The 25,421-nt window shown below is 60.6% G+C and carries 30 protein-coding genes and 2 pseudogenes; 21 read left to right on the forward strand and 11 right to left on the reverse strand.

Annotated features, from left to right (window positions below; all coding sequences use genetic code 11):
- Positions 1–54: 54 nt before the first annotated feature.
- The 3 genes and pseudogenes from ACP15W_RS20195 (at position 55) to ACP15W_RS20205 (ending at position 4,200) form a co-directional block, all read left to right on the forward strand.
- Positions 55–1,446 (forward strand): NAD-dependent succinate-semialdehyde dehydrogenase, encoded by a 1,392-nt coding sequence (locus ACP15W_RS20195; protein ID WP_009573569.1) that lies wholly within the window; start codon positions 55–57, stop codon positions 1,444–1,446.
- A gap of 72 nt (positions 1,447–1,518) precedes the next feature.
- Positions 1,519–2,508 carry an aldo/keto reductase gene (locus ACP15W_RS20200; RefSeq protein WP_424934709.1) on the forward strand — a complete coding sequence of 330 codons (990 nt, stop codon included), beginning with the start codon at positions 1,519–1,521 and terminating at the stop codon, positions 2,506–2,508.
- 330 nt (positions 2,509–2,838) lie between these two features.
- Positions 2,839–4,200: pseudogene (locus ACP15W_RS20205) on the forward strand (ISKra4 family transposase).
- Here ACP15W_RS20205 and ACP15W_RS20210 read toward each other — a convergent pair.
- From ACP15W_RS20210 to tnpA, 6 genes and pseudogenes are all read right to left on the reverse strand, one after another.
- Positions 4,125–4,346: pseudogene (locus ACP15W_RS20210) on the reverse strand (IS3 family transposase); the annotation flags it as partial. The pseudogenes ACP15W_RS20205 and ACP15W_RS20210 overlap by 76 nt on opposite strands.
- 62 nt (positions 4,347–4,408) lie before the next feature.
- Entirely contained in the window at positions 4,409–4,669 is a 261-nt protein-coding gene (locus ACP15W_RS20215; protein WP_424934710.1) for a CoA transferase, read from the reverse strand.
- A gap of 33 nt (positions 4,670–4,702) precedes the next feature.
- Positions 4,703–5,005, reverse strand: a complete 303-nt coding sequence (locus tag ACP15W_RS20220) for a hypothetical protein (RefSeq protein WP_224888767.1) — start codon at positions 5,003–5,005, stop codon at positions 4,703–4,705.
- Positions 5,002–6,615 carry an IS66 family transposase gene (gene tnpC / locus ACP15W_RS20225; RefSeq protein ID WP_054538609.1) on the reverse strand — a complete coding sequence of 538 codons (1,614 nt, stop codon included), beginning with the start codon at positions 6,613–6,615 and terminating at the stop codon, positions 5,002–5,004. Before tnpC ends, ACP15W_RS20220 begins: the two co-directional genes overlap by 4 nt.
- A 59-nt stretch (positions 6,616–6,674) precedes the next feature.
- Positions 6,675–7,025 (reverse strand): IS66 family insertion sequence element accessory protein TnpB, encoded by a 351-nt coding sequence (gene tnpB, locus ACP15W_RS20230; protein ID WP_054538608.1) that lies wholly within the window; start codon positions 7,023–7,025, stop codon positions 6,675–6,677.
- On the reverse strand, positions 7,022–7,426 hold the full coding sequence (gene tnpA / locus ACP15W_RS20235; RefSeq protein ID WP_054538607.1) for an IS66-like element accessory protein TnpA: 405 nt from the start codon (positions 7,424–7,426) through the stop codon (positions 7,022–7,024). The genes tnpB and tnpA overlap by 4 nt, the downstream gene beginning before the upstream one ends.
- 53 nt (positions 7,427–7,479) lie before the next feature.
- Here tnpA and ACP15W_RS20240 point away from each other — a divergent pair, with 53 nt between their 5' ends.
- Positions 7,480–7,785, forward strand: a complete 306-nt coding sequence (locus ACP15W_RS20240; RefSeq protein ID WP_424934711.1) for a hypothetical protein — start codon at positions 7,480–7,482, stop codon at positions 7,783–7,785.
- Between the two features lie 200 nt (positions 7,786–7,985).
- On the opposite strand, the gene ACP15W_RS20245 is transcribed toward ACP15W_RS20240, so the two are convergent.
- A complete protein-coding gene (locus ACP15W_RS20245; RefSeq protein WP_012187353.1) occupies positions 7,986–8,705 on the reverse strand; it encodes a putative quinol monooxygenase in 720 nt (239 codons plus the stop codon).
- 150 nt (positions 8,706–8,855) lie between these two features.
- Here ACP15W_RS20245 and ACP15W_RS20250 point away from each other — a divergent pair, with 150 nt between their 5' ends.
- On the forward strand, positions 8,856–9,722 hold the full coding sequence (locus ACP15W_RS20250; protein ID WP_424934712.1) for a LysR family transcriptional regulator: 867 nt from the start codon (positions 8,856–8,858) through the stop codon (positions 9,720–9,722).
- A 640-nt stretch (positions 9,723–10,362) separates the two neighbouring features.
- On the opposite strand, the gene ACP15W_RS20255 is transcribed toward ACP15W_RS20250, so the two are convergent.
- Both ACP15W_RS20255 and ACP15W_RS20260 read right to left on the reverse strand, forming a co-directional pair.
- Complete coding sequence (locus ACP15W_RS20255) at positions 10,363–11,205, reverse strand: hypothetical protein (RefSeq protein WP_424934713.1); 843 nt, start codon at positions 11,203–11,205, stop codon at positions 10,363–10,365.
- 236 nt (positions 11,206–11,441) lie between these two features.
- Positions 11,442–12,095, reverse strand: coding sequence for a hypothetical protein (locus ACP15W_RS20260; protein WP_283983975.1), 654 nt, complete (start codon positions 12,093–12,095; stop codon positions 11,442–11,444).
- A 474-nt stretch (positions 12,096–12,569) separates the two neighbouring features.
- On the opposite strand from ACP15W_RS20260, the gene ACP15W_RS20265 reads away from it, so the two are divergent.
- Complete coding sequence (locus tag ACP15W_RS20265; RefSeq protein WP_194098604.1) at positions 12,570–12,812, forward strand: type II toxin-antitoxin system ParD family antitoxin; 243 nt, start codon at positions 12,570–12,572, stop codon at positions 12,810–12,812.
- A gap of 5 nt (positions 12,813–12,817) precedes the next feature.
- Positions 12,818–13,138 carry a type II toxin-antitoxin system RelE/ParE family toxin gene (locus ACP15W_RS20270; protein ID WP_424934714.1) on the forward strand — a complete coding sequence of 107 codons (321 nt, stop codon included), beginning with the start codon at positions 12,818–12,820 and terminating at the stop codon, positions 13,136–13,138.
- Between the two features lie 14 nt (positions 13,139–13,152).
- Here the strand turns inward: ACP15W_RS20270 and ACP15W_RS20275 are convergent, their stop codons facing one another.
- Complete coding sequence (locus tag ACP15W_RS20275; RefSeq protein WP_283983972.1) at positions 13,153–13,431, reverse strand: hypothetical protein; 279 nt, start codon at positions 13,429–13,431, stop codon at positions 13,153–13,155.
- A gap of 192 nt (positions 13,432–13,623) precedes the next feature.
- On the opposite strand from ACP15W_RS20275, the gene ACP15W_RS20280 reads away from it, so the two are divergent.
- From ACP15W_RS20280 to ACP15W_RS20345, 14 genes are read left to right on the forward strand one after another with little or no spacing between them, the layout of a single operon-like run.
- Complete coding sequence (locus ACP15W_RS20280; protein WP_010138156.1) at positions 13,624–13,950, forward strand: hypothetical protein; 327 nt, start codon at positions 13,624–13,626, stop codon at positions 13,948–13,950.
- Complete coding sequence (locus tag ACP15W_RS20285; RefSeq protein WP_424934715.1) at positions 13,907–14,590, forward strand: lytic transglycosylase domain-containing protein; 684 nt, start codon at positions 13,907–13,909, stop codon at positions 14,588–14,590. Before ACP15W_RS20280 ends, ACP15W_RS20285 begins: the two co-directional genes overlap by 44 nt.
- Positions 14,587–14,877, forward strand: coding sequence for a TrbC/VirB2 family protein (locus tag ACP15W_RS20290; protein WP_287257506.1), 291 nt, complete (start codon positions 14,587–14,589; stop codon positions 14,875–14,877). Before ACP15W_RS20285 ends, ACP15W_RS20290 begins: the two co-directional genes overlap by 4 nt.
- 9 nt (positions 14,878–14,886) lie before the next feature.
- Entirely contained in the window at positions 14,887–15,165 is a 279-nt protein-coding gene (locus ACP15W_RS20295; protein ID WP_424934716.1) for a type IV secretion system protein VirB3, read from the forward strand.
- On the forward strand, positions 15,155–17,539 hold the full coding sequence (locus ACP15W_RS20300) for a type IV secretion system protein B4 (RefSeq protein WP_424934717.1): 2,385 nt from the start codon (positions 15,155–15,157) through the stop codon (positions 17,537–17,539). Before ACP15W_RS20295 ends, ACP15W_RS20300 begins: the two co-directional genes overlap by 11 nt.
- Positions 17,536–17,751: a hypothetical protein gene (locus ACP15W_RS20305; RefSeq protein ID WP_028095514.1), complete on the forward strand. Its 216-nt coding sequence runs from the start codon at positions 17,536–17,538 to the stop codon at positions 17,749–17,751. The genes ACP15W_RS20300 and ACP15W_RS20305 overlap by 4 nt, the downstream gene beginning before the upstream one ends.
- A 4-nt stretch (positions 17,752–17,755) precedes the next feature.
- Complete coding sequence (locus ACP15W_RS20310; RefSeq protein WP_424934718.1) at positions 17,756–18,922, forward strand: lytic transglycosylase domain-containing protein; 1,167 nt, start codon at positions 17,756–17,758, stop codon at positions 18,920–18,922.
- The gene (locus tag ACP15W_RS20315; protein ID WP_057796681.1) at positions 18,919–19,716 is read left to right on the forward strand and encodes a type IV secretion system protein; all 798 of its coding nucleotides are present in this window, start codon (positions 18,919–18,921) and stop codon (positions 19,714–19,716) included. The genes ACP15W_RS20310 and ACP15W_RS20315 overlap by 4 nt, the downstream gene beginning before the upstream one ends.
- A 14-nt stretch (positions 19,717–19,730) precedes the next feature.
- Positions 19,731–20,378: a virB8 family protein gene (locus ACP15W_RS20320; protein ID WP_424934719.1), complete on the forward strand. Its 648-nt coding sequence runs from the start codon at positions 19,731–19,733 to the stop codon at positions 20,376–20,378.
- Complete coding sequence (locus ACP15W_RS20325; protein WP_424934720.1) at positions 20,375–21,076, forward strand: TrbG/VirB9 family P-type conjugative transfer protein; 702 nt, start codon at positions 20,375–20,377, stop codon at positions 21,074–21,076. Before ACP15W_RS20320 ends, ACP15W_RS20325 begins: the two co-directional genes overlap by 4 nt.
- The gene (locus tag ACP15W_RS20330; RefSeq protein ID WP_424934721.1) at positions 21,073–22,398 is read left to right on the forward strand and encodes a TrbI/VirB10 family protein; all 1,326 of its coding nucleotides are present in this window, start codon (positions 21,073–21,075) and stop codon (positions 22,396–22,398) included. Before ACP15W_RS20325 ends, ACP15W_RS20330 begins: the two co-directional genes overlap by 4 nt.
- A gap of 1 nt (position 22,399) precedes the next feature.
- Positions 22,400–23,434, forward strand: coding sequence for an ATPase, T2SS/T4P/T4SS family (locus ACP15W_RS20335; RefSeq protein ID WP_424934722.1), 1,035 nt, complete (start codon positions 22,400–22,402; stop codon positions 23,432–23,434).
- 16 nt (positions 23,435–23,450) lie between these two features.
- Complete coding sequence (locus ACP15W_RS20340) at positions 23,451–23,870, forward strand: hypothetical protein (RefSeq protein ID WP_424934723.1); 420 nt, start codon at positions 23,451–23,453, stop codon at positions 23,868–23,870.
- Positions 23,870–24,895 (forward strand): type IV secretion system protein, encoded by a 1,026-nt coding sequence (locus ACP15W_RS20345; protein WP_128910814.1) that lies wholly within the window; start codon positions 23,870–23,872, stop codon positions 24,893–24,895. Before ACP15W_RS20340 ends, ACP15W_RS20345 begins: the two co-directional genes overlap by 1 nt.
- Before the next feature lie 35 nt (positions 24,896–24,930).
- Here the strand turns inward: ACP15W_RS20345 and ACP15W_RS20350 are convergent, their stop codons facing one another.
- Entirely contained in the window at positions 24,931–25,416 is a 486-nt protein-coding gene (locus ACP15W_RS20350) for a DUF411 domain-containing protein (RefSeq protein WP_424934724.1), read from the reverse strand.
- Positions 25,417–25,421 lie beyond the last annotated feature (5 nt).

Below are 25,421 nucleotides of genomic sequence, written 5' to 3' on the forward strand. Positions count from 1 at the left end.
CCGGTCCTGAAACCTCTGCCTCCCGTGAGCAGATCTAACAAAAAGGGTTCTACCATGGCCTATGAAACACGAAATCCATACACTGGTACTCTTCTGGAAACCTTTCCAGATGCAACCGACGCGGAAGTTCATCAAGCGATTGAAACTGCTCATGCTGCATTTCTATCGTGGAAGGAAACCAGCTTTGAAGAACGCGCGCGTGTGATGCGCAATGCCGCTGAAATATTGCGGCGTGATGTCGATATTTTCGCCAATCTGTTGACTGTTGAGATGGGCAAACTTGTGCCCGAAGCCAAAGCAGAAGTTGCTCTGTCAGCGGACATCTTTGACTATTACGCAAACAATGCCGAGGCGCTATTGGCTCCCGAAAAGCTGCCAGTGGCCGACCCCAATGAAGGTGACGCCGTCCTTTCTGCGGAGCCGCTTGGGGTCTTGCTCGCGATCGAGCCCTGGAACTTCCCATTCTATCAGGTGGTCCGTATCGCTGCACCACAGCTGTCCGCAGGCAATACCATGTTGCTCAAACACGCCTCCAATGTTCCGCAGGCCGCCGCCGCATTCGAAAAGCTGATGCTGGATGCTGGTTTGCCTCAGGGTGCGTTCAAGAACCTCTATGCAACACGGTCTCAGATCGAAACCATCATTGGCGATCCCCGCGTTCATGGCGTTGCGCTGACCGGATCGGAAGGGGCTGGCTCGGTCATCGCCTCGCAGGCTGGCAAGGCTTTGAAAAAATCGACGCTTGAGCTTGGCGGTGCGGATGCTTTTGTGGTGTTGGCCGATGCGGAAATGGAGAAAACCATAAAATGGGCAGTCTTTGGCCGACACTGGAATGGTGGTCAGGTCTGTGTGTCTTCAAAGCGCATGATCATTGTCGATGATGTCTATGATCAGTTTCTTGAAGGCTACACTGCGGGTGTCGCCAAGCTGAATGCTGGTGATCCGCTGGACCCAACCACAACCTTGGCCCCCCTGTCTTCCGAGGCCGCCGCAGAAGAGATCAAAGACAAAATACGTCAGGCGGTATCCTGCGGAGCCACAGCAACCGAAGTCGGGCCGCGCGTTCCCAATTCGGGTGCTTTCGTTCAGCCGACCATCCTAACCGATATTTCAGAAGACAACCCCGCTCGGTATTGGGAGTTTTTCGGTCCGGTTTCGATGCTTTTTCGCGCGAAGGACGAGGCGGACGCCGTACGCATTGCCAACGATTCACCATTCGGGTTGGGCGGGTCGGTGTTCACGGCCGATCCGAAGCATGGCGCGGAGATTGCGAAACAGATTTCTACGGGCATGGTCTTTGTCAATCACCCGACCATGGCGAAGGCGGACCTTCCTTTCGGTGGCATCGGGCGTTCGGGCTACGGCCGCGAACTGGTCGGGCTCGGCATCAAGGAGTTCGTCAACCACAAGCTGATCTCAGTGGTTGATATCGACGCCCCGTTCTAGGGAACAATGCGCCAATCCGACCAGTGGTTGGGCTGGCGCATTAGCTTGAAAGTATAAAGAAAGGTCACCGCTATGAAATTCCGCAATCTTGGTGCCAGGCTGGGCGCCGTTTCTGCTATTGGATTGGGCTGCATGGGAATGTCCGAGTTCTATGGGCCCTCCGACAAAGCTCAATCGCTCGCGACGTTGGAGCATGCGCTCGAAAAAGGTATAACATTTTTCGACACTGCTGATACTTATGGTCTTGGCCACAACGAGGAACTGCTCAACAGCTTTCTCGCTCGCCACCGAGACCAAATCACACTCGCAACCAAATTCGGCATTGTGCGCGATGGTCCGCTTGCGGACCGCCGCATTGATAATACCCCAGCCTACATTGCCAAAGCCAATGAAGCGTCTCTCAAACGCTTAGGCATCGATGTGATTGACCTTTATTATGCCCACCGCCTGAACCCGGCCGTGCCGGTCGAGGAGACCGTGGGTGCGATGGCTGATCTCGTCACGCAGGGCAAGGTTCGCGGCTTGGGGCTTAGTGAGGTCTCAGCCGAGACTCTGCGCCGCGCCCATGCCGTCCACCCGATTGCCGCAGTGCAGTCGGAATACTCCCTGTGGACGCGTGACCCGGAAGACGGCATCTTGGAGACCTGCAAAGAGCTTGGCGTCGCCTTTGTTCCCTACAGCCCGCTTGGTCGGGGCTTTTTGACAGGGAAGATCAGGTCAGTCGATGACATGGCAGCCGACGATTTCAGGCGGACATCTCAGCCGCGATTCGAGCGCGCGAATTTGCAGAAGAACTTGGCTATGGTTGATACCCTGACTGCATTGGCAGAGTCTAAGGGGTGCACCCCGGCGCAGTTAGCTTTGGCCTGGGTTCTGGCGCAGGGCGATCATGTCATCCCAATTCCCGGCACACGCACCGAACGCTATGTCGACGAAAACATTGCGGCGGCGGCGTTGTCGTTGACAGCAGACGATATCTCTGCCCTTGATCAAATTGCACCGAAAGGTACAATCAACGGTGAGCGCTATACCGTTGAAGGCATGCAGCACGTCGACAAGTAACGTAACCGGTGTCTACGCCCTATCGGGGATCAACTCTTCGGCTTCAAGTTCCAATGCTGGATCTTATTGAAAGCGGCGGTGCAAAATTAGTCCACGGCAGCGGCGACATAGCCCTTAGGCGGGCAGAGCAAGACTCGACCACTTTGCCCTTCCTGTGGGAGCAGGGAGGGCGTGAAGTGATACCGGGGCATTCGGTATAAGGCCTAGAGCCCTTTGCAACCACCGCCGCCATTCAACAAGCGTTACTGCTGGAGGGAGTGGACAAAACATGGGGGTCATCTTCGTCGTTGCGGCCCGTGCTAAGGTGAGTTCTTTGCGTGGGGGGCTGCCATGGACGTACGGATTTCAATCGAAACTACCTTCGACAACGGGGAGAAGCGCACTCATCAGCTTGACGGCATTTCTCGACCCTACCGGGTGACCTGTCCAGACGGGATCGGGTTGCGCCTTGAGGATGGGAAGAGGGTTGTCGAACAGATTCAGCGGGCAATTCTTTGCGATCAGGTTGAGGAAATCATCCGAGAAAGCCGCGTATGCCCGGATTGCGCCTCGGTTCGTGCCATTCATGACTATCGCACGCGCGATCTCGACACGCTCTTTGGGCGGGTTCGGGTCAAAGCCGCGCGCTTGCGCCGCTGTTCTTGTGATGCCAGGTCAGCGGCGATGCCCGGCGGACCTATTTCTCCGCTGGCCTATTTCTTTCCTGACCGGGCTACCCCGGAGCTGCAGCGGCTCTATGCGGAACTCGGGTCCCGGCATTCCTTTCGCGAAGCCGCGCGGCTGATGAAAAGCTTCCTCCCCTGCCATCCGCCCCATCACACCACGGTGCGTGACCGGTTGGGAAGAGTAGCCACTGCGCTCGAGAAAAATCGAAGGGCATCAGGCGATCCCGTTGAAGCACCGCCCAAAGGTGGTTTGACGGTTTTTCTGGACGGTGCGCATATCCGCTGTCGACCGGAGTATCAGCAGCGACACCTGGATCTTGTGGTCGGTAAGATTGAAAGTCGCAATATGTGCCGACGATTTGGCTTGGTCGCCAATGCGACTGCATCGCCAGGCAGCCGGATGCGAGAAGAGCTGTCAGACTTTGGATGGAAGCCGGGCCGTCTGTTGACGGTAATCTCTGATGGCGAGCTTGCCCTCCCGAACCTCATGCGGAATGCCATGGGTGGCGACGGCCAGGTGAAGCATATCCTCGACTGGTGGCACATCTCGATGCGCATTCGACATGTCGAGGCCGCCGTTCAGGGTCTGGTCCAGATACCGGGATTCACTGGAATTCCGGTGCTGTTCCAGCGCCCCGCGAAAAGCCTCCGCTGGTGGCTGTGGCATGGCAGAGCACGGGTCGCGGAAACTTATCTGAAAGGGCTCATGTATGATTGCACCCGCCTTGCGGAAGAGCCCCTGGCTGTCCGCACCGCTGCCGCTCGTGTGCAGGCCCGCTGCGAGACACTGTACACCTATCTCGCGAACAACATGGAATCCCTTGTCGACTATGGCCGACGGTACCGTAACGGGCAGCCCATCTCGTCATCTCGTGCCGAAGGGTCAGTCGATGACATTGCCAATGCCTGAATGGGAAAGCGCAGAAGGATGCGGTGGTCGCCCAAAGGGGCTCACCGAGTAGCCGTCACAAGGGCCGCAGTTCTCGCTGGTCGGCTGACCGTCGCAAACAGAAAACGCGCCGCATGACCACCATGTTCTGTCCACTCCCTCGAATGCCGTCGCCTTGGATTATAGAAGCGGTCGATGTAGTCGAACACGTCGGCGCGTGCCGCGTCACGGGTGCGGTAGACCTTGCGGGCTGCCCGTTCGATCTTCAGCGACGAGAAGAAGGCCGCGCATTGACGTCAATGTGCCGACCTGAACCAATCTATTAGCACTGTCAGGCCTCTGGATTTCAAGTCGGGTGCAACTTTTCCTGTTGAATATCCGAACCCACCCCGGACGTCCGATAGAGGCCATTATGTTCTCCGAGATTGGGCGGTCGGATCGCGGCAGAAAGCGCCATGCGCCGAAAACGGATTGGGCAGGCGACCAGGGGCAGGTTATCGTCGCCGCCGGTCAGCAGTCCGCGCGCCTCTATCTGCGGGTCCGAAAACACCGCTGCAATGTCGTTGATCGCCGCGGCCGGAACGCCATGTGTGTCGAGAATGGCCAACCAGGGTAAGCATGCGCCGAAGGCCGTCTTGGATCAGGTGTTTTTCTCGTGTTCCATGATCGTTTCGATGACGTCTGGGTCACACTGTTCGCCGATGAGGAACTGATGGATGCCGCCCTCCCACGTGCGCAAATCCGCCAGAAGCTCCTGAAGGGACTCGATGCCGCGCTCGGTGAAGGTGACGAGGCTTTCGTCGGTGCCGTTGTAGACGCGGATCATCTCGCCGTAGTCGATGTTGTCGTCGTTCCAACTGACGATTTCGATCAGGTCCAGGCTTTCCCCGATCCGCCTCGCAACCTCGTCGATGCTGTAGACCTGCGTGACCCGTGCCATCATGCGGCTTCCCTCGACGGCCCGACAGGTTGGGACCATTCCCACGGCAGCAACTCATGCAGGCGCGAGACCGGCATGTCGGAGATGCGGGCGATGACGTCGGCGAGCCAGGCTTGCGGGTCAATGTCGTTCAGCTTCGCGGTGCCGATCAGGGAATACATGAAGGCGGCGCGATGCCCGCCGCGCTCGGACCCCGCGAAGAGCCACGACTTCCTGCCGAGAGCCACGCCGCGTAGCGATCTTTCTGCCGCGTTGTTGGTCAGGCAGACGCGGCCGTCGTCGAGGAACCGGGTGAAGCCCGGCCAATGGTTCGGCGCCAGCAGATAGTCGATCGCCTTGGCTACCTTGGCGTGCTTGGACAGGAGTACGCGTTCGCCGCGCAGCCAACGCTCCAGATCCTCGACCAACGGGGCCGACAGGCGCTGCCGGGCCTCCAGTCGATCCGCCGGATTGAACCCGTTGATCTCGCGCTCGATATCGAAGAGCGCGTCGATGCGCCGAACGGCCTCGAATGCGATCGGGGAGATCTCCTTGGCGTCCTTGCCCTTGCGGATATTCCCTTCCACGTCAGCCAGCTCAAAGAACTTGCGGCGGGCGTGTGACCAACACAGGGCCGACACAACAGTCCCCGGTAATCGCTTCGGGTCGTAGAGCTGGTTGTATCCGGCATAGGCGTCAGCTTGCAGGATGCCCTGCCAGCCCGCGAGATGCCCAGTCGGATGTTCGCCGCTGCGGTCGCGGGAGAAGCGGAAAGCCACCGCCGGCGGGGCGGTGCCGCCAAAGGGCCGATCATCACGGACATAGGTCCAGAGCCGGGCCGTCTTCGTGCCGCCCCGGGCCAGCAGCGGGACCGTCGTATCATCGCCATGTAACCGCTCTGCGGCCATGACATGGGCTTCGATCAGTGTATGCAGCGGCTCCAGCAACTCGGTCACCGCGCCGACCTGGTCGGCGAGCGTGGAGAGGCTGAGTTCCACGCCCTCGCGGGCATAGCGTTCGGCCTGGCGGTTCAGCGGTTGGTGCTGCCCGAACTTCTCGAACACGATCATCGCGAGGAGGCTTGGCCCCGCCCATCCCCGCGCAACGGGGTGGAATGGGGCGGGCGGCTGCGAGATCTTCTCGCAATCCCGACAGGTGAACTTCTCGCGGACGGTCTGGATCACCTTCCACTGCCGCGGCACCACCTCCAGCGTCTCGGTGATATCCTCGCCCATCTTCTTGATCCGGTCCGACCCGCAGCAGGCGCAGGCCGTCGGCGCCTTGATCACCACCCGTTCGCGCGGCAGATGCTCGGGGAACGCCTTGCGGACGGGCTTGCGCCGATCGAAAGCACGGACCTTCGTCGCCTTTTCTGCCGCCTGCTCGGCGCGAATGGCATCCTCGGCCGCGGCCGTTTCCAACTCCTCGAGCTGCAACTCGAGCTGATCGAGGAGCCGAGCAGTGCGCTCGGCGCTGCGGCCATACTTCTCGCGCTTGAGCATCGCGATCTCGAGCTTCAGGCCCGCGATCATCGCTTCTGATGCCGACACCACGGCATTAGAGCGGGCCAGTTCGGCCTTTGTGGCCGCCAGCTCGGCGCGCAGTATCTCGAGTTCGGAGGCGGCATCTGACATGGTCAAGATTTACCATGCCGGCTCAATAAAGCTATATAAAATAGGGCTCTGAAGGATATTTACCCTACCTTTGCAGGGCGCTGCGTCCAACGCGGATTACGCCAGTCGATCCCTTCCAGAAGATAGCCGATCTGGGCCGCAGAAATCTGGACCGTCTCGCCCGAGCCGCTGACCGGCCAGATGAACTTGCCCGCCTCCAGGCGCTTCATATAGAGCGACACGCCGACCCCATCATGCCAAAGCAGCTTCACGAGATCGCCACGGCGTCCTCGGAAGCAGAATATCTCCCCGGCATAGGGATCACGCCCGAGGCCTTGCTGCACCTGCAAGGCCAGCGTGTTCATGCCCTTCCGCATGTCCGTCACGCCGCCCGCGATCCACACCTTTGCGCCTGCCGGAAATGCGATCATGCCCGTTCCACCACCTGGATGAGCCGCGCAAGGGTCGACGTCTCGGTCGATGCGGCGGTCACGAGGCGACGTCCGTTTGGCAGGATGATCTCCACCCGATCATGGCTCATCTCATCCGCCCGACACTGCGCATCGGTGGCGACTTCCGGCGTCACGGCAACCGCTGCGAAATGCGTCCGGTCCCCATTGCCGATCAGAAGGCCCTCACGGGCCAGGCGACGCCACCGTGTGAGAAGCGAACGAGAGATCTCGTAGTGTCGTGCCGTTGCCGCGGCCATCCGCGGCGCCGCGTAGCTCTCCTCCACGATCCGCACCTTCTCGGCGTCGGTCCACCGCCGCCGCCGACCTGTATCCGAGACCGAAAGAACCTCTACTTGGGATATGAAGCTATGATCTGTCATAGCTTCATGCTCTTACAGGCAGCCGGGTGGGTCGGTCAGACGGCCCTCGGCGGATGCTTACGGGCATCCTGACGATCGAGATATCCCTTATGGGCACAGACGCCTCGGGCGCGATGATGGATGCCTCTGTGTCGTGGTGGCCAGAGGGGATGAATGCCCCATTCTACATGAACGAGGAGATCGGGGAGGACCTGAGTATCTCAATCGACACCCTCTCCCTCGAAGAAGAGGGATCGACGATCAAAGGCAGCTTTTCTGCGCATTTGTGCCGCAAGGACAGCTTCTTTGCCGAAGCGGACACTGACGACTGCCTTCCGGTCGAGGGGCATTTTGACACGGCCCTCATGAGGGCGGAGTAAGTACGTCTCCGGCCGGCCGGCTCACGCCATTCGGCGTGGTTTAAACATTGGGGGTGTCCACAAATCGTGTTGGTAGGCTTTGCGAACAAAGCGCTAATTCGCTGCAGTTACTCGAACGACCGCTTCACGGTGAATCTAAATTCGTTCGGCAAAGCGCCTGATGCGTTGCACCAGGCGCCTCTTGTTCCTGTCACATCGCGTTACTTGATGGCGAGGATGTCGAAGTTGTGGACGTTAGCGACCACACCGTCGTCCCACCCGCCAGCGACCAACTCCGCTGCCCGTTCGTTCAGCAGCCCGGCGACTTGACCGGCAAAGTGTGCTTCACGGCCAGCATTGTTGGTGAAGATATCGAAGATTGCGAAGGATGTTTCGTCAATCTGCAGCGCCGCCCAGAACAATGTGCCGGGTTCGGTTTCTCCGACGATGGGACCAGCTGCGGTCAGCAAGGCTGCCAATTCCGGCCCTCTGCCGGGTGCTGCTTCGAGCGTGATGTACGTGGCTGTCGTGGCCGAGTAGAGATCAACCGGTTCCCTCACCGACAGGACATCGGAATTGTTGATATTCGCGACCACACCATCGTCCCAGCCCCCGGCGACCAGCGCGTCGGCATTTTGGTTCAAAGCCGCGGCCACAGCGCCGGAGAAATGCGCATTGCGCGCTTCTTCATCCACGAAGATATCAAAGATCGCGAGCGTATCGTCGTCTTGTAAGGCAAACCAAAGCACGGTGCCTGGTTCGGTGTCCGCGACAATCGGGGCGGCTCCGGCCAGAAATTCGGCGAATGCTTCGGTCTGGCCTTCAGCGGCGGGCATGGCGATGTAGCTGGCAGTGTGATTTTCCATTGGGGTTTCCTGTGCGGCTGCAGATGTCGTGATCAAGGCCAAAGCGGCGAGTGTCTTGAGAATTTGGGCTTTCATGGTCGCCTCCTGATTGAGAGGTTGTTGTGGTTGGTTTCGATGCACCCTTTTCTCATGCCGAATGCCTCAGGCACCAATCCCGAACTTCTATTCTTTGATAGGCATGTGCTATGGTGAACCTCATGGCGGAAAGTGACGGAGACTGTGGCAGTGGAGTTGAACCAGATCAGGTATTTTTTGGCTGTCTGCCAGCATCGCAACTTCACCCATGCAGCTAGCGCCTCAAATGTTTCCCAACCGTCCTTGACGACCGCGATCAAGAAACTTGAACACGAGCTCGGGGGTGATCTGTTTGTCAGGGACCGCGCGGGATGCAGGTTGACGGCACTCGGAAAACTCATGCAGCCAAGGCTACAGAAAGCGCATGACGAAACGCAGGCAGCTAAGGCAGAAGCCGTCCGCCACACGCGACTGGAGCGGGTTCCTATTTCTGTCGGTGTTGGCGAAACGATTGGTCACAACCGGATTTCAGCCGCCGTGGAACGCTTCCGTACACGATTGCCGCAAGCCGAAATAGAGTTGATCGTGGCGTCTGCCTCCAAGCTTCTGTCCGGATTGCGAGAGGGTGAATTTGACGTCGTTGTCACAGCGGCGACGGTCAGTGAAGACCTCTATCGAATAGACCAGCTCTATGACGAGTCCTACAAGGTTGTGGTGTCCAAGTCGCACCCGTTGTCTGAACGAGACGCTATTTCTCTTTCGACACTCGCTGAAACTGACATGCTCGATCGACCCAATTGCGAAATGCGGGATGCGTTGCATCGGGCATGTGCAGACCAAGGTCACGAACTCTACGCGGCCTATCGGTCAAATCGCGTGGATTGGTTAGTCGAACTCGCGCGGCAGGGATTAGGCGCGGTGATTTTGCCAACCACGGCAATTCCAGCAGACAGGGGCCTCGTTTCGATACTCATCGACGGCCTTGAAATTTCGCGAACTGTTTCTGCTCTTCGTTATCGGCACCAAACGACGAGACCAGAGACAAATGATCTGATCCGTGAGATTGCGCGTGTGTAGGCGTAGTATCATTGATGGCCGACATTCGCGCATAGTGCAGTAACTGGTACTTTGGGCTCGATGCGGACATCTGCCGGCCGTGCTGACCCGTTACGAGGCTCGTAACACGTCCGTTGGGCCGATCCATGCCCACCGCGCCTCCAGCCACCTGATGTAAAGGTTCAGGTTCTTGGTGGCCGGTCCGCAGAGGGGCTTGATGAATTTGTCGTAGCGGGCGTGAAGCGAGTTCACGTTCTGGATGTGATAGCAGCCCGCCGTGACGCGCGTGCCGGGCTTGGTGCCGACCAAGACGTGTTCGATGCCGCAGTGGCGTAACCCTTAGCGCCGTCCGAGCACAGCACGGCATCCTTCGGCATGAGGGGCACTATCGCACGCTCCAGCGTTGCGCTCTAGCGGTTCAGAAGTCGCTGACGTAGCCGCGCACCGCCCCGATCAGCGACGGTGAGAATGGGTAGCTGCCACTTCGAGAGGCCCCGCAACATCCCAACACGATTTGCAGACACCCCCTAAACATTTGAAAAACCAGCCTCCCATGCCTGCTGGGACCTGACCACCCGTATAGCAGAGCGAGATAGGCACTAATCCATTGCGGGAGCGAGTACGCTGGCTCTTACTCCCTACAGGTGCTGCCGCCAGCGGATCATCTGGATATTTCCCCTGCCAACACCGCTCTTCCGTGCACCGCCAAAGTTGCTGAAAACCTCTGACACCCGAACTTGCGAATCACATCGAGTACACGCGCTTCGTAGGCAGCGTGTCCGATCAAGCGACACAAGTCGGACGCGTGGAACTGGCGGTTCGCAGTTGGTGCGGCTTGCATCTGTCTCAGCAATTCGCGCTCTTTGGGATCCGTTATTGGTCTGGCGGGCGGCTTGACCGCGGGACGAGTTGGAGTTCCCCACGAATTTCGCCATCGGCGCATGAAGCCAAGCAGGAAGCCGGCCGGCACCCTGCCGTTGCCTCGGGATCGGTTGAAGGCGAGGAAGCGATCCCAGATGACCTGGGTGTCGATGTTCCAGCAGGGCAACGCGGCCTTCGCCGCTTTGATGAGCTCTGCCCAACTGGTCTGAAAAACGTTCGAACTCTCGGTGATTTCGATCAGCCCTGAGAAGATAGTTTTGTTATTATTATCTCTAGATAGTGATGTGTCGCCTTCACCTGACACGAGATCATGGGTTTCACTCTCCTCATCGAAGGCGGAAAACCGAAAGATCCAGGGCGCGAACTTGCCATTCGGCTTCGCCCGCTCGAGCTGTAACTCCGACGTCTCAAGTTCACTCAAAAGAACCGAAAGATATTGTCGTGAGACACCCATCTTCTCCGCTAGGACAGAGAGGGTGAAGGCTGCCGTTCCGCGCAACAAACCGTTGTAGCCATCCTTCCAGGCGATGGCATCGAGGATGAGGGTAGCAAGCTTGTGCGCAGCAACAGAGAGATTTGTCTGCGTGATCCGTCGCAGGATCAGGCCGGTCGTAGGTTCCATGGTCGAGGTCTCCTTGGAGATCCGACGCCATGTCGTGAGACAAAAACATTCTTGCCAGCAAAACAACTTTGCTGGTTGCAGATGTTTTAGCGGTGCGCTAGGAAACTCTTGTTCACGGAGTTTTCTAGCACGGCGTCAGGCTTCACGGTCTGGCGTCGTCTCCTTTTCGGGGGTCTTGCACAGCCTTCCGTGCGGGGTTGTCAGGACGCGCGCGGCAAAACCGCGCGCAGATTTTGTCAGTAGCGAACCTCTTCAGAGCCATAGTTCCCGGCGTGATCGCGCCAGTCGACGAAGACGGAACGGTAGAAGTAGCTCCCGCATCCATTCGGGATGCTCAGGCCGGATGCGGCCGGCACCTGGCCTACGGTGGACCTTGTCCATCGGTAGTCGCCCTGCACGCCGTAGGACCCCAACCGCGTGGAGTCGCTGCGATTGCAGTCGCCATCTCGGTTTTCATGCTGGCGGTACTGGATGTGATAAACGCGAATGCTGCGCACGAAATCAAAGGCGTCGCCCGAGATGTCGATGTCGGCTTGCTCATCTGCTTGGACGTGAACAAGGGGGATCGGAGTCGATTCCTGCGGTACGGACGGATCGCGGAACGTGATGTCATAAAGGCGTTCCATGGGCGACATCGGGTTGGGATCGTTGAACGACACACCCATCGGACACCGCCAGATTTGCAAAGGCGGCTCGATCGGCCATGGCGTAATCCGCCGAATGAAGACCGCTCTAGCATGTGCGCAGGGCGCGGAGGCAGGCCAGCCCCCCGCAAGGCAGAGGAGGATTGCACAGTCCACCTGATAGGCCTGAGCCGGACCGGACGAGGCCATTAGTCCGGATATGCTTATTGCCGTGGCAGTGGCCACGCCGTGGATCACGTGCTTCATGATGCCGACTCCATCTATAATGGTGCAGCGATACGAAACAACATTAATGATAGCAAGGGGATTTGATTGCTAGTGGCGTGCAACAGTCAGCTTGTGTCGCTTGACGGCTTCCGAGTTCTGACGCCGGTGTGGGCTTTTGTGGTGTAGTAAAAGCGGCCAAAATTGCAGCCTTGTTTCATGTTGGCTGCCAAACAAACATCTGTAACAAAATACAAATATGGCGTTCCAATGCGGCCACGAAAGCGGTCACGGAAGACTGGACCGCAAGAGTCCGTCAAACGGCGTGTCGTAGCGCTCATGGTCTCGGGAGGGGCAGTATCGGGAAACTGTCGTGCCTGGTTCCCCGGCTGGAATCCAGGAACGGAAGGACGGGGTGGGGCAACGAACTTGTGTTGGTGCCTAAGTTGGGATCGAACATGAGCTTGAATATCTATGTCAGTATCTGATACGATTGAGCACGGATAGGAGAGTCTGATGCCAAACGTCCACCTGACCGAACCGATGCAGAAATATGTGCAGGCGCAGATCGAGTCCGGCGCTTACGCCAATCTGAGCGAAGTCGTGCGCGCCGGCGTGAGGATGCTGATGGAGCGGGATGGCGCACGGCAGTTCTATGCCCTCAAGGCCGACCTCGAGGAGGCAGCCACCCTGGCCGAAAATGGGGACTTCGCCGAGTTCGATGCCCATGCTTTCGAACCGGATGCGTTTGATCGCTGACCCGCATGACCATTCGACTTTCCGGTCGGGCCAGGGCCGACCTTGAAGAGATCCGTGCCTACACCGTCGATACTTGGGGCAGGGACCAATGGCTCGCCTATTACCGTCAGTTGGTCACCGCCTTCGAGCGGATCACTGGCGATCCCGACGCGGGCCGGGACAGGAGTCTCTTTGTCCCAGGGATGCGATCCGTCAACTGCCAGCGTCACGTGATCTTCTACAAGCGGCTCGAGGCGGCGGATGGCGCGGCAGTCATCCTGCGCATCGTGCACCAGCGCCGCAACATGCCCGCGCTCGTCTACTACGAGGATCTCGACGGCGGTTAAGCCCACGCGTCTCCTCATTCCAATAGCTCGACTAGCCTTCCATAGTCCACACTGACCTCGCGCGCCTCCTGAAACGCGCGTTGGCGCTCGGCATCAAGACAGCGGAAGTAGTCCTGGATGTCGACGATGTAGCCCTCGAAATCGGATCGCAGAAGATCGGCATATTCTCGAACGTCTTCCGGCCGTTCGGGCAGGAAGGGCCGTTCCGGCGCGATACAGGCGTTTGCGATTTGGCCGATCAGTCCGAACGGCACAACAAGACCAAGCAAGCCGTGTCGAAATGCACAAAACATGCGCAGGGCAAAACTCCTTTGCCACTTCAAATTTATGGTTTCGTGCGATAGCTACCTATTGCAGCCAAAGACGGTTCGTCAACTCGAATAAATCGTCTTGCTATCATTAATGTTGTTTTGTATCGCTCACGGTGTTGCGACCCCGTGGGCCTGATACTGCACCCAGGCAGAACAAGGACCCAAGGGAAGGCCATGATAGAAGAAGCCCCGAATGTGGTTACAGAAGACGGACTGCGCGGCTTGCTCGCCGAGGGCTACCTCATTGAGGTGGTCTGCAAGGAGAGAGCAGAGAAGCGCCATAACAGCTGGTACGGCTCGTGGGTCATCCGCGCCGTCGCCACTGATGGGCGTGACGATAAGATGCTCGTCACCAGCCGAAGCGTCCTCAAGCTCCGCGACTTCAAAACCATCGTTGGCCTTGTCAGTTTCCTGGCCGACATGGGCTGTACGACCGCTAGCATCCCACTTGAAGAAGGTGGCCGCGAGCGCCACGCCGCGCCTCCGGTCAAAGGCAGCTGACCGCGCGACTGCGCTCGTCGCGGCTTTGGGTACAGGCGTTTGTTCCGCGCCCCCGGCCCTGGCCGACGGTTTCATCTTCTCGGTTGGTCCAGACGGCCAATTGATTTCCACTTCTCAAGAGGCAAACGAGCGCCTTTTTCTCTTCGCAGAACCTCGCGTTCCTGACGCAACGAGCGAGACAGCGATCCCGGCTCGATCCGCCGCCCGCGCCACCCCAGAAATCCTCCATGCGATCGAGAGCACGGCTCTGCGGTATGCCGGGCATGGTGCGCTGCGTCGCGCGGGGCTTTCAGTCACTGATTGGGCGCTCCTTTACCGGGCCAATATCGAAGTCGAGAGCGCATACAATCCGGCTGCACGTAGCCCTGTCGGTGCGATAGGCCTTGGCCAGCTTATGCCGGATACCGCCCGCGACCTCGGCGTGGACCCACATGACATTGCGCAGAACCTCGACGGATCAGCCCGCTACTTGCTGATGATGCTCGACCAGTTCGGCGAGGGCTCTCTGGCCCTTGCGGCGTACAACGCTGGACCTGAGGCGGTCACACGCTACGGCGGCATCCCCCCTTTTCGAGAAACCCAAGGGCATGTGGCCCGTGTGACTGCCGTGTTTGAGCGGCTCAGAGGAGATCTTTTATGACATCGAGACCTTCGATCGTCGCGCTCGGCGCGATAGCCCTTATCGTACTGGCGGGTCCAGCGCTTGCGCAGAGCATTGACCTCTCGCCGGTGCAGACCCTGCTTCAAGGCATTGTCGATGCGATCACCGGTCCCTTGGGGATCGTGATCGGAACGCTTGCGCTGATCGGGGTGTTCCTTTCCTGGCTCTTTGGCATCCTCGACTTCCGTCAGGCGCTGTGGGTCGTGGTTGCAATCGCGGGCATCGCCGCAGCACCCACCATTGTCGCCGCCATCTGGACCACCTGAGCTCCATCCATGGCTGACCAGTCCCGCGTGTTCATCGGCCTTCTCAGGCCACCCAAGCTGATGGGCTTGCCGATCATGTACGCAATGGTCTGGCTCTTCGGCTCGACGCTTCTGTTCCTCTGGGTGCAGAGCTGGGTGGTGGCCGTCTTCACGGGCCTGGCCTGGCCGGCGCTCTGGAAGGCCGCGGACTGGGATCCGAACTTCCTCGATGTCCTGGTGATCACCTTGCAGGAAACCCCGCCTACGACGAACCGCAAGCTGCACGGAGGCGACAGCTATGCCCCGTGATGGAATTGCCGATGAGGTTGAGAACGCCATCGATCCGCTGACCGCGCTACCCGCATGGGTCAAGGGCGAGAAGCGGCTCTCAATGATGCTGCCTTATGTGAGCCTCGTGAACGACCGAACGATCCGGACACGCGGCAACGAACTGATGCAGTGCATCCGCCTCGAAGGGGTGAACAGCACCACGAGCGAGGACGGGCATCTCGACCGGATCGGAGGGTTGCTGGCTGGCATCGTCGCGCAGGTCGGGACCGAGTTCTCATTCTACCTGCACAAGGTCTCGAAAGCGGTCGACGTGACCCTGCCGCCCATTCCGGGCGAGGGGTTTTCTGCCGCCGTCGACAAACGATGGCACGCGCATCTCGGCCGCGCGGGCTTGCGCGACAAGACGCTGACCCTGACGGTGTTGAAGCGCCCGGAGACCGGCAGCCGCTTGCCCTTCGGTCTGGGCGCGTCCCGCGCCCGACATGCGGCGGACACAACCCGGCGCTTGCGGAAACTCGACGAGGTCGTGGGGTTTCTTCTGTCCTCCTTCGACGAGTTGAAGCCCCGCCTGATGGCCGCCAGCAGCGGCGAGCTTCTGGGCTTCCTCGGTTCACTCAACACAGGCGAGGAGCACCCGCTCTTCCCCCGGTCGCGCCTCGGTGTGATCGCCGAGGACGTCGCAAATACCCGCGTCACCTTCCGCGGCACGACCATCGCACTCTCGGACGGTGCTGTCGGCGACAAGCTCGGGGCGATCTTTGCGGTGAAGAACTACCCCGCCAAGACCGATAGCCTGATGCTCGACGAGCTGAACCTGCCCGTCGACATGGTGGTCACGCACTCTTTTGTGCCGATCAACGCCAACATCATGGCGGGCCGGATCAAGCGGCAGCTGCGGCTTATGCAGGCCGCCAATGACGGGGCCGTCAGTCTCGCCCAGGAACTGGAACTCGCGCAGGACGATCTGGAATCCAAACGCCTGATCTTCGGCGAGCACCATATGACCGTGGCCGTCTATGCCCGCACCCAGACGGCGCTTGACGACATCGCGGCCGAAATCCGCAACATCTCCGCCACCTCCGGCATCAACCTGATCTCGGAAGCCTTCGGGGCACGGGCGCATTTCATGGCGCAGCATCCCGGGAACACAGGGGCGCGCAGCCGCAAGGCCGCAATCACGAACCACAACTTCGCCGATCTCGCTACCTTCCACCGCACCCCGCTCGGAAAGACAGGGCGGGAAGTCCCCTGGGGCGTGCCGATCACGCTCTTTCCGACACCCGAGCGCAGTGGTTTTCGCTTCAACTTCCACGAACAGGGCGCGCCGGATCGCGAGCCCACGGGAGGCCACACGCTGATCCTCGGCCGTCCCGGCTCCGGCAAATCCGTCCTGGCGGCTTTCCTGATGACCATGGCACGGCGGGCAGGTGCGCGGGTCTTCGTATTCGACTATCGCGCGGGCATGGAGATGGCCGTCCGCGCGCTCGGCGGCAGCTATTCGACCGTGCGGGCGGGGCGCCCCACGGGCCTCAATCCGCTCCAGACCGAGATCGACGTGCGGGGCCAGACATGGCTTGCTGATTGGCTCGCGAGCCTCTTGGAGCGGCGCGATCGACCGCTAACCCCGGTTCAGACCAACCGACTGCAGGAAGTCGTGCGCCAGAACGCCAGCGCAGGACATGCGGGTCTACGGAACTGGTCGGATTTCGCCTCGCTGCTGGTCTCGACCGATGACGAGGGCGATCTCTTCGAGCGTATGCAGGAATGGACGGCCGAGGGTCGCTACGGCTGGATCTTCGGGGCCAATGCCGAGGACAGTTTCAGCATCGATGGAGACGTCGCGGGCTTTGACCTCACCGGCATCCTCGATTCCGAGAGCGAGCGGGAACGCATGGCGGTCCTGTCCTACCTCTTCCGCCGGGTCGAGCGGGTGATCGAGGACCGCAAGCCCACCATCATCGTCATCGACGAGGCATGGAAAGCCCTCGACAACGCCTACTTTGCGGAGCGCCTCAGCAACTGGCTGGTGACCGCCCGCAAGCAGAACGCCGTCGTCGTGATGATGACGCAATATGCCAGCCAGCTCGAGCGCACGCGCACCGGCAAGACCATCGTGGAAGCGGTGCCGACGCAGGTGCTCTTGCCCAACATTCGTGCTTCCGCCGCTGACTACGCGATGCTCGGCCTGACCGAGAAAGAGCTCGACGTGCTTCTGGGCGTCGGCTCGGCCTCGCGGCTCGCGCTTGTACGCGACGACCGTGGTTCCGTCGTGATCGATGCCGATCTCAGCGCGCTCGGCCCGCTCGTGACCATCCTTGGTGGAATGGAGAAGGGCGAAGCGCTTGTCGGCGCCGATTATCGCGAACGTCCTGATTTCTGGAGAGTGACATGACCCGTACCATCATTCGCAGCGTCGTGCTGCTCGGGCTCGGCCTGACCCTGACAGCCTGTGCGCAGCATAACCCCCCGCAAGCCAACTGCTTCAATTTTCGCGAGGCTCCTGCGCAGGCAGGAACCGCCACCGCCACGATCTCGACCATGGGGGCGGAGGTCACGCGCCGCGACACGGCCTGCGATTTCGTCCTCTTGGGGGCGGGCGGCTGAACCAATGCGGACCTGGCTTCCTCTCTCGATGATCGGTTTTGCGCTGGCAGTTCCCACGGCGGGGCCAGCGGTCGCTCAGGGCGTGCCGACCTTCGATCTGCGCCTCTTCGCAGAGCGGCAGGCCATCCTTGAGCAGACCGATCGGGACCTGGCACTGCAGCAGGACCGGCTAAGCCGCGAGGAGGAACTGGCCGAAATCGAGCGCCAGCAACTCGCCTCCCTGGAAGGGCTGATGGATGCCATGTCGCTTGGCGCTGGAGACGTGGCCGGAACCGTGGCGGGGCTCGAGGCGGGGCAGGGGGCGGTAGACGACGTCGAAAGCGCGGTCGCCAGTCTTTATGCGCCCGAGGACACCAATCCAGCGGCAGCGCGGATGTTCGGCGATGCCAGGGAGGGGATCGAGGAGCTGATCATCCGCGCAGCACGCGACACCCATAGTCTGTCCGGGGTCGGCCGCGCAGGTCTTTCGCTCGTGCAATGGCGCTGTCTCTTGCAGGCGCTGATCTGGCAGGAAAGCCGTTTCCAGATCGGGGCACGCTCACCCGTGGGGGCCTTCGGACTTACCCAGATCATGCCCGGTACCGCGGGCGATCTCGGGATCTACCCGGCCTATTACGACGATCCCTATCTGCAGGTCACCGGCGGTGCGCGATACCTCGCACAAATGCTGAATAAGTTCGATGGCAACATTATCCATGCGCTCGCCGCCTATAACGCCGGGCCGGGCAATGTGCAGGATTATGGCGGTGTGCCACCCTTCGCGGAAACCCAGCATTATGTCGTGGTGATCCCGCAGCAGTACAACAGCTACCTCGCGGCCGTGGGCGGCATCGATGCGCTCGGCACCATCGACCCTGTGCTCCTCGCCAACGCGAGTTTCAGCCTCTCGGCCCACGGCGCAGGGGTGTATGGCGACTATTCGCTGGTCTCGGTCCGTGCCGCCGCCCTGCGGGTTCAGGACATCATCACCCGCATTGGTGAGACCGAGGATCTCCACGAGGCCATCGCGCTCAACACCTATGCCCGGGCCGAACTGGCCCGGCTGGTCGCAATCCGGACCCGGATCAAGGCCGCCCGAACCGAGCCACTCAGCGCCGAGCAGATCGCCTTGGCGGCAGCGCAAGCTGCCGAGCGGCAATTCATGGATTTCAGTCAGGAGGATTTGCGTTGAACCTGCGCCTGCCCCGTTCCCTTTTCGCCGGTAGCATTGCTCTCGCGCTCACCCTCAATGTCACCGGACCTGTCGCGGCACAGGGTGTGCCCACGGTGGACACTCAGAACATTGCTCAGGAAATCCGCCAGCTTCAACAGATGCTGCAGGATTTCGGGATCCAGACCGATCTTCTGGACAATGCGTTGGAGCAACTGGACATGTTGCAAAGCCAGCTCGATCAGCTGAACGAGATGTATGCCTCGCTCACCGGGCCGCGCAGCATCCTCGGGCTTGCCATGGGCGGGGACCTCGACACCTTGCTTGAGGCCAACTTCGAAGACATCCCCGGCCTGATCCGAGGCATCCAGGCGGGCGATTGGAGCGCGCTCATCGGGCCCAATGCCGGGCCCATGCGCACGCAGATGGAACAGGCGCTGGCAAGCGCCGGGTTCGACGAGGATTCACTCCGCGAGATCGCCACCAGCGGCAATCCGGGCGCCGAAGGCGTGGCCACGCGGGCAACCACAGGTGCTGTGATGTCGGCGGCGGCGCAGAACAGCCACGCAGAGGCGGAACAGTCTCTCGAACGGGTGGAACGTCTGGTCGAGATGATCCCGGACATGGAGGATCTCAAAGCCTCGATGGATCATAACACCCGCGTCACGGCGGAACTCGCCATCGCTATGACCCGGATGTGGGAGCTGGAAGCGATTCAAACCCTAGGCGCAGGCAATGCAGGCGTGGTCGACGCCGCCACCGTTGCCGAAGAACGCCGCTATATGGACTTCACCTTGCCGGACCTTGAGCCATGAGTAGGGCAGGGGTGATGACTGCGCGCGAACTCGTGGAAGAGGAACTTGTCTACGGTGCCCTGCGCCGGGAACAGCTTTGGCGAATGATCGGCCTTTCTGGAGCAGGCTTTGGTGTATTCGGCTGTTTGACAGCTGCGGCTGTCGCGCTGATGGTCGAGACGCCGCCTCCCGTGGTTGTGCCCTACGATCCCGCGACCGGGATGGCGCTTCCCAATGCCAGGGTTGAAACCGTGTCGCTCGCCGAACGCCCTGCCGTGATCGAAGCGCAAATCTACCGCTACATTCTCGACCGCGAAACCTACAACCAGCTCGACAACGATCTTCGTGTCCGCCGTGTCCTCGCACAGTCTTCCGGATCGGCCGAGGCCAACATGCGCGCGATGTGGACCTCCGGGCAGGAGAGTTATCCGCCGACGCGCTATGGCCCGGCTGCGGAGATGGCTGTCGAGATCGCCTCGATCACGCTGATCGGCGAGAACCGCGCCCAGGTGCGGCTCAGAAAGCGCCTGACAGGCCCGCAAGGGGTACAGGATGGATCGTTCACTGCCACGTTGATGTTCGAATTCCGGCCCGAGCGGACCCGCGCGATCGACGATGTTTGGCAAAACCCTTTCGGTTTCACCGTTACCCAATATGCCATCCGATCGGACCGTTCCGAATGACTCGCACTTCAATCTCTGCGCTGCTGGCCGCCAGTATTCTCGCGTTCGCGGGAACGACTGCTTTGGCCGAAACTACGCCCCGTCCAGGTTCTCATGACAATCGCGTGCGCGTCGCGACCTGGACTGAAGGCCAGGTTTACCGTGTCGTCACGACTCTGACCCGCGTCACCACAGTCGAATTCGGTGAGGGTGAAACCATCCGCTCGATCATCGCCGGCGATACGGTCGGGTTTCAATTCGACGGTGTCCCGGGTGGCCGTGCCTTCGCCATCAAGCCGACAGCATCTGGCGTCGCCACCAACATCACCGTCTACACCAACCGTCGCTCCTACTACTTCCATGTCGTCGAAGCCCGGGAGACGCCGCATTATGTCGTGCAGTTCCGCTATCCTGAAAACCGCGTGCAACCCACCAGGGCGGTTGCGGCCGATGCGCCGAACGCGAACTATGCGGTCAGCGCCCGAGAAGAGTTCACGCCGACGGCCATCTGGGATGATGGTACCTTCACGTATTTCCGGTTTGCACGGAACGCGCCTGTGCCCGCCATCTTCCGATATTCGAACGGGAGGGAACGCGCGGTGAACAGCCAGGCACTGAGTGACGGCGTCATCCGCGTGTCTGGCGTCAACCGACAATGGGTTCTTCGCCTTGGCGAAGAGGTGGTTTGCGTCCAGGACGCAGGACAGGCCACATCATGACCGAAGGTACGGAAGACCTCGCCGCGCGCCTCGCGGCTCTCGAAGGTTCGACAGGCAAAGCGAAGGCAAACAAGCGGCCTGCACCGCTTGCCGCGATCCTTGGAGTCGTCGGCATCGCGACGGCAGGTGGTCTGGCGTGGGCTGCCCTACAGCCGTCGGCAGAAGCACCAATGGCGACAGCCGCGCCGGAAGAGTTCCAGAGCAGCGGCCCCGGATTCGGAGATCTGGCGCCGATTTCTGCCCCGGAGCCCAGCCAAGCCCCGCCTGCGGACACAGGTCCGAGCGAGTCGGAACTCGCGCTGATGGAAAGTCTTGCGACATTGAGAGCGGAACTCGAGGAACTGCGCGCAAGACCGGCCGAGGCCGCGGACAGCGGGGCGGAGCAGGCGATTGCGGACCTGACGGCGCAAATTGCCACCTTACAGGAAGCATCCGCCGAGGCTCAGCGTGCCCTCGAGCGGCAACTGACCGAGCGGGATCGCGAATTGGATCAGCTCCGCATGGAATTGGAACTTGCACGGCTTGCGCCACCAGAGCCGACCTCATTGGGACCAAGTGAAGAAGAATTGCGGCTGGCCGAACTCGAAAGGCGGCGCGCTGCTGAAGCTGAGGCCCGCGCAGAGCGTATCGCATCTCCTATGATCGCGTTCTCCGGGATGGGCGCAGGTGCGGATAGGGAGAATACGCTGGAAGCCGCACGTCTGAATGCAGATGAAGCCTTTGTTCGTTCGGGCGCGCAACCTGCACAGGTGACACGTGCCGAAGTGATCGCTAACCCATCGAACACGGTTGTTCAGGGCACCATGATTCAGGCTGTGACAGAGACGGCCCTCGACAGCACACTGCCCGGCGCGATCCGCGCCATCGTCTCGGAAGACGTCCATTCTTTCGATGGAACGCGTATCCTGATCCCGCGCGGCGCGCGGCTGATCGGGCGCTACCGCTCCGATGTCGCACTTGCCCAATCGCGCGTCATGGTGGCATGGGACCGGATCATCTTGCCCGATAATCAGACCGTGCAGATCAGCGCCTTGGGTGGAGACGAACTCGGCCGTACTGGCACCACCGGGTTTGTCGACACCCGTTTCGCGCAACGCTTCGGCTCCGCCGCGCTGATCTCCTTGATCGGCGCCTTGCCTGCGGCTGCGGCGGGTCAAATCGACAGCGAGGCGGCGGCCGATGTTGCGAGTGATGTCGGCACCGATCTGCGCGATAGTACGCAAAGCGTGATGCAGGACTATCTGGCGATCCGGCCGGTGATACATGTCGATCAGGGTACACGGATCACGGTCATGGTTGATCGTGACCTCGAGATTTTCTGACATGGCTGCAAGTTATCTGGAAGCGTCGCTCGACCGTTTCGGCCCCGAGGCCCTGCGCGATGACACGATCGAGATCTGCATCAATCCCGACGGACAAGTCTGGGGCGAATTCCAGGGCGATCACTTCATGCGAGGTCTCGGCAGCCCGCTGAGCCAGACCGAGATCAAGGACCTCGGCAACCAGATCGCCTCGGCCGCCTCGACGACGCTCAGCACCAAGAAGCCTATCGTCTCGGTCTCGATCCTATATCGAGATCGCCCGATCCGCGCGCAGGTGATCCAGCCGCCGGCGGTCGAGGGCGGGTTTTCAATATCGTTGCGGTTCTTCTCCTCCCTGCCGCTGGAGGCAATCCGGCTCGGCTTCCTCTTTGGAAAGGAGCGCAGCCTCGAAGGTCTGCGGCGCGAACGAAACGCCGCGCTGCGCAATGTGGTTGCCTCCGGCGACATCGACGCCGCGCTGCGCTTCTGCCTCGAGAACAAGCTCAACATGATCGTTTCGGGCGGTACATCGACCGGCAAGACGGTCGCGGCGCGCAAGATCCTTTCGCTGATTCCGCCCGAAGAGCGGATCATCACCATCGAGGAGGCGGCCGAGCTGCGCCCCGAGCAGCCCAATGCCGTGACGTTGATCTCGGACCGGGACACGGATGCCCGCAGTGCCGATGTGCTCTTGGCCTCAACGCTTCGCATGCGACCTGACCGGATCGTCCTAGGCGAAGTCCGCGGGCGCGAAGCGATGACGTTTCTCGAGGCAATCAATACCGGCCACGGTGGATCGCTGACTACGCTCCATGCCGAGACTCCACAACTTGCTGTTCGCCGCCTCGCCATCGCCGCCCTGAAAACCGATGTGCCGATGACCTATGCCGACATGATCGATTATATCGAGGGCTCGATCGACGTGATCATTCAGGCAGGCCGCCATGAAGGCGCGCGCGGAATCACCGAGTTCTTCCTGCCGGGTCAAACCACAGATTTGAACCTCGACACGGTCGACGGCAGAGGCAACAAGAGCCCCTCCGTTGCCGCTGAGTAAAAAAGGACCCCCCCAGATGCGAAAACCAATTCTCGCACTCATGCTTGCCGCCTTTGCGGGCCCACTTGTGGCGCAGACTTCGCCGCAGGTCTCAAACGATCTCACAGTCGATATGTCGCCGCAACAATACCGGATCTGCAACGAACGTCCGGCGCGCCCGACCTGGATGGACGAAATCGACCCGCGGGACGCCTACAAGGCTCGAACCATGATGCGGCTCTATGAATTGCGTTCTTGGCAGGCGATCAAGTCATCAGGCGATTGTGGCTGTGAAATCCGCTTCCCACCATGGGATGCTGCCTCGGCGGAATATGAAGAACGTTTTGCGACAAGTACTCAGGCGGAACATACTCAAGCTCGGTTAGCCCTCAGGGACCAACAAAACCAGATCGCCCGTGAAGTGCAGGATATCTGCGAAGCGCAAGGGTCCTGGTAGTGGGTGTCGTCAGTTGGATGGTCGGAACCGCAGACGCGTTCCTTGTCGATGCGGCCGAATCCCAGTTCGGGGCTGTGGCAGGCAATGTCGGCGCGATCGTCCTGCTGATGGCCACTCTTTCGTTGATCGGCGTCTGCATCAACATGGCCTTCCAATTCCGCAGCATGGATGGGGCCAGCTTCTTTTGGTACCTGATAAAGCTGATGTTGATAGGGCTCTTCGCCTTCAACTGGGCCAACTTCAACGCGGTCGCGAATGCCATCATCGGCGGGCTCGACTATGTCGCTGGAGCCCTGATTTCTTCGGTCGGCGGTGGAGGGGCGGGGGCCACATACTTCGCGGCCGAGTTCGATGATCTCATTTCAGAGTTCAGCCAATACTTGAACGCCATCGGCAGCAACCTGAACTGGATGACAGGTGCGATCTTGGGCGGCATAGGGCTCGTTCTGTTGAGCCTTCTTGGCTTCATGACCGGCATCGTGCTCATATTCGCCAAGATGATGCTGACCCTCATGCTCGGCCTTGCTCCGATCATGATCGCACTGTCGCTCTTCGACGCGACCAAGGACTTCTTCCACAGGTGGGTCTCGACGACGGTCAGCTATGCCTTCTACCCCATCGTCATCGCCGCCATGTTCTCGACCGTGGTCGGCATGGCGAATTCGCTGCTGGCCCAGCTCGGCGACCCGAACTCAGCCACAAACATCGGCTCGCTGGTGCCGTTCTTCGTGATGGTGTTCCTGGCCAAGGGCTTCGTTGCGGCAACGCCCCTGATTGTGCGGGGGATCTCGGGCAACCTGATGGTGGCGGCAGCGCCCGCCGTATTCGCCGGATCGAGCGGGATCATGCGGGGGATCTTCAATACCGACGGCGTGAAGGGCAGGGCGCGGATCGGGACGCTGACGACGGGTGAGGCGATTGGGCGCGGGGCGGTGAAAACACCCGCCGTCGTGCGGAGCGCTGCGACGACGGCGAGCGCGCAGGTGGTCAGGATGGCCGAGAGGGCGAAAAGGCTGGGGCGGTGAAGCACAGCGCGACTGAGCAACGGCTGATGATCCAGCTAGAGACCTGCTGCCTCGTAGCGCGTGTACACCTCGGTGCTGCCGTCATGAAGGATGAGGAACACGTCGTAAGCCTCGCGTTCGCTCTCCGGCCCCATGCCGGGGGAACCGTAGGGCATGCCCGGAACGGCCAGACCCACGGCGCTGGGACGCTCGGCCAGCAGCCGCCGGATATCAGCGGCCGGCACATGGCCCTCGATCATGTAGCCCTCGACTTGGCCGGTGTGACAGGAGACCATCTCTTGCGGGATGCCATTGTCGGACTTGTAGCGCATCAGCATCGTGCCCATGCTCGCCTCGGTCGTGACGGTGAAGCCATCACCCTCCAGGTTCTCGATCCAGGCCGAGCAGCAGCCGCAATTCGGGTCCTTCAGGACGTGTATCGACGGTCCTCCGGATTGCGCCAGCGACAGTTGGGGGAGCCCTGCAAGAAGGGCCGCGCTGCCGATCAGCAGGCCGCGTCGGGTGAGGGTGTCTTGTGTCATGTCGT

It is taken from the genome of Amaricoccus macauensis (genome assembly GCF_049800915.1).
GTDB classification, from domain to species: domain Bacteria; phylum Pseudomonadota; class Alphaproteobacteria; order Rhodobacterales; family Rhodobacteraceae; genus Amaricoccus; species Amaricoccus macauensis_A.

Excerpts from the sequence above, each read along its gene's own strand:
- ACP15W_RS20220 (WP_224888767.1), bottom strand. The coding sequence starts at position 5,005 with ATGATGGCACGGGTCACGCAGGTCTACAGCATCGACGAGGTTGCGAGG.
- tnpC (WP_054538609.1), bottom strand. The coding sequence starts at position 6,615 with ATGTCAGATGCCGCCTCCGAACTCGAGATACTGCGCGCCGAGCTGGCG.
- ACP15W_RS20300 (WP_424934717.1), top strand. The coding sequence starts at position 15,155 with ATGCCCCGTGATGGAATTGCCGATGAGGTTGAGAACGCCATCGATCCG.
- ACP15W_RS20295 (WP_424934716.1), top strand. The coding sequence starts at position 14,887 with ATGGCTGACCAGTCCCGCGTGTTCATCGGCCTTCTCAGGCCACCCAAG.
- ACP15W_RS20310 (WP_424934718.1), top strand. The coding sequence starts at position 17,756 with ATGCGGACCTGGCTTCCTCTCTCGATGATCGGTTTTGCGCTGGCAGTT.
- tnpB (WP_054538608.1), bottom strand. The coding sequence starts at position 7,025 with ATGATCGCATTTCCGGCAGGCGCAAAGGTGTGGATCGCGGGCGGCGTG.
- ACP15W_RS20325 (WP_424934720.1), top strand. The coding sequence starts at position 20,375 with ATGACTCGCACTTCAATCTCTGCGCTGCTGGCCGCCAGTATTCTCGCG.
- ACP15W_RS20320 (WP_424934719.1), top strand. The coding sequence starts at position 19,731 with ATGACTGCGCGCGAACTCGTGGAAGAGGAACTTGTCTACGGTGCCCTG.
- ACP15W_RS20280 (WP_010138156.1), top strand. The coding sequence starts at position 13,624 with ATGATAGAAGAAGCCCCGAATGTGGTTACAGAAGACGGACTGCGCGGC.
- ACP15W_RS20240 (WP_424934711.1), top strand. The coding sequence starts at position 7,480 with ATGCTTACGGGCATCCTGACGATCGAGATATCCCTTATGGGCACAGAC.
- ACP15W_RS20335 (WP_424934722.1), top strand. The coding sequence starts at position 22,400 with ATGGCTGCAAGTTATCTGGAAGCGTCGCTCGACCGTTTCGGCCCCGAG.
- ACP15W_RS20255 (WP_424934713.1), bottom strand. The coding sequence starts at position 11,205 with ATGGAACCTACGACCGGCCTGATCCTGCGACGGATCACGCAGACAAAT.
- ACP15W_RS20340 (WP_424934723.1), top strand. The coding sequence starts at position 23,451 with ATGCGAAAACCAATTCTCGCACTCATGCTTGCCGCCTTTGCGGGCCCA.
- ACP15W_RS20305 (WP_028095514.1), top strand. The coding sequence starts at position 17,536 with ATGACCCGTACCATCATTCGCAGCGTCGTGCTGCTCGGGCTCGGCCTG.
- ACP15W_RS20275 (WP_283983972.1), bottom strand. The coding sequence starts at position 13,431 with ATGTTTTGTGCATTTCGACACGGCTTGCTTGGTCTTGTTGTGCCGTTC.
- tnpA (WP_054538607.1), bottom strand. The coding sequence starts at position 7,426 with ATGACAGATCATAGCTTCATATCCCAAGTAGAGGTTCTTTCGGTCTCG.
- ACP15W_RS20290 (WP_287257506.1), top strand. The coding sequence starts at position 14,587 with ATGACATCGAGACCTTCGATCGTCGCGCTCGGCGCGATAGCCCTTATC.
- ACP15W_RS20195 (WP_009573569.1), top strand. The coding sequence starts at position 55 with ATGGCCTATGAAACACGAAATCCATACACTGGTACTCTTCTGGAAACC.
- ACP15W_RS20270 (WP_424934714.1), top strand. The coding sequence starts at position 12,818 with ATGACCATTCGACTTTCCGGTCGGGCCAGGGCCGACCTTGAAGAGATC.
- ACP15W_RS20350 (WP_424934724.1), bottom strand. The coding sequence starts at position 25,416 with ATGACACAAGACACCCTCACCCGACGCGGCCTGCTGATCGGCAGCGCG.
- ACP15W_RS20200 (WP_424934709.1), top strand. The coding sequence starts at position 1,519 with ATGAAATTCCGCAATCTTGGTGCCAGGCTGGGCGCCGTTTCTGCTATT.
- ACP15W_RS20265 (WP_194098604.1), top strand. The coding sequence starts at position 12,570 with ATGCCAAACGTCCACCTGACCGAACCGATGCAGAAATATGTGCAGGCG.
- ACP15W_RS20245 (WP_012187353.1), bottom strand. The coding sequence starts at position 8,705 with ATGAAAGCCCAAATTCTCAAGACACTCGCCGCTTTGGCCTTGATCACG.
- ACP15W_RS20260 (WP_283983975.1), bottom strand. The coding sequence starts at position 12,095 with ATGAAGCACGTGATCCACGGCGTGGCCACTGCCACGGCAATAAGCATA.
- ACP15W_RS20330 (WP_424934721.1), top strand. The coding sequence starts at position 21,073 with ATGACCGAAGGTACGGAAGACCTCGCCGCGCGCCTCGCGGCTCTCGAA.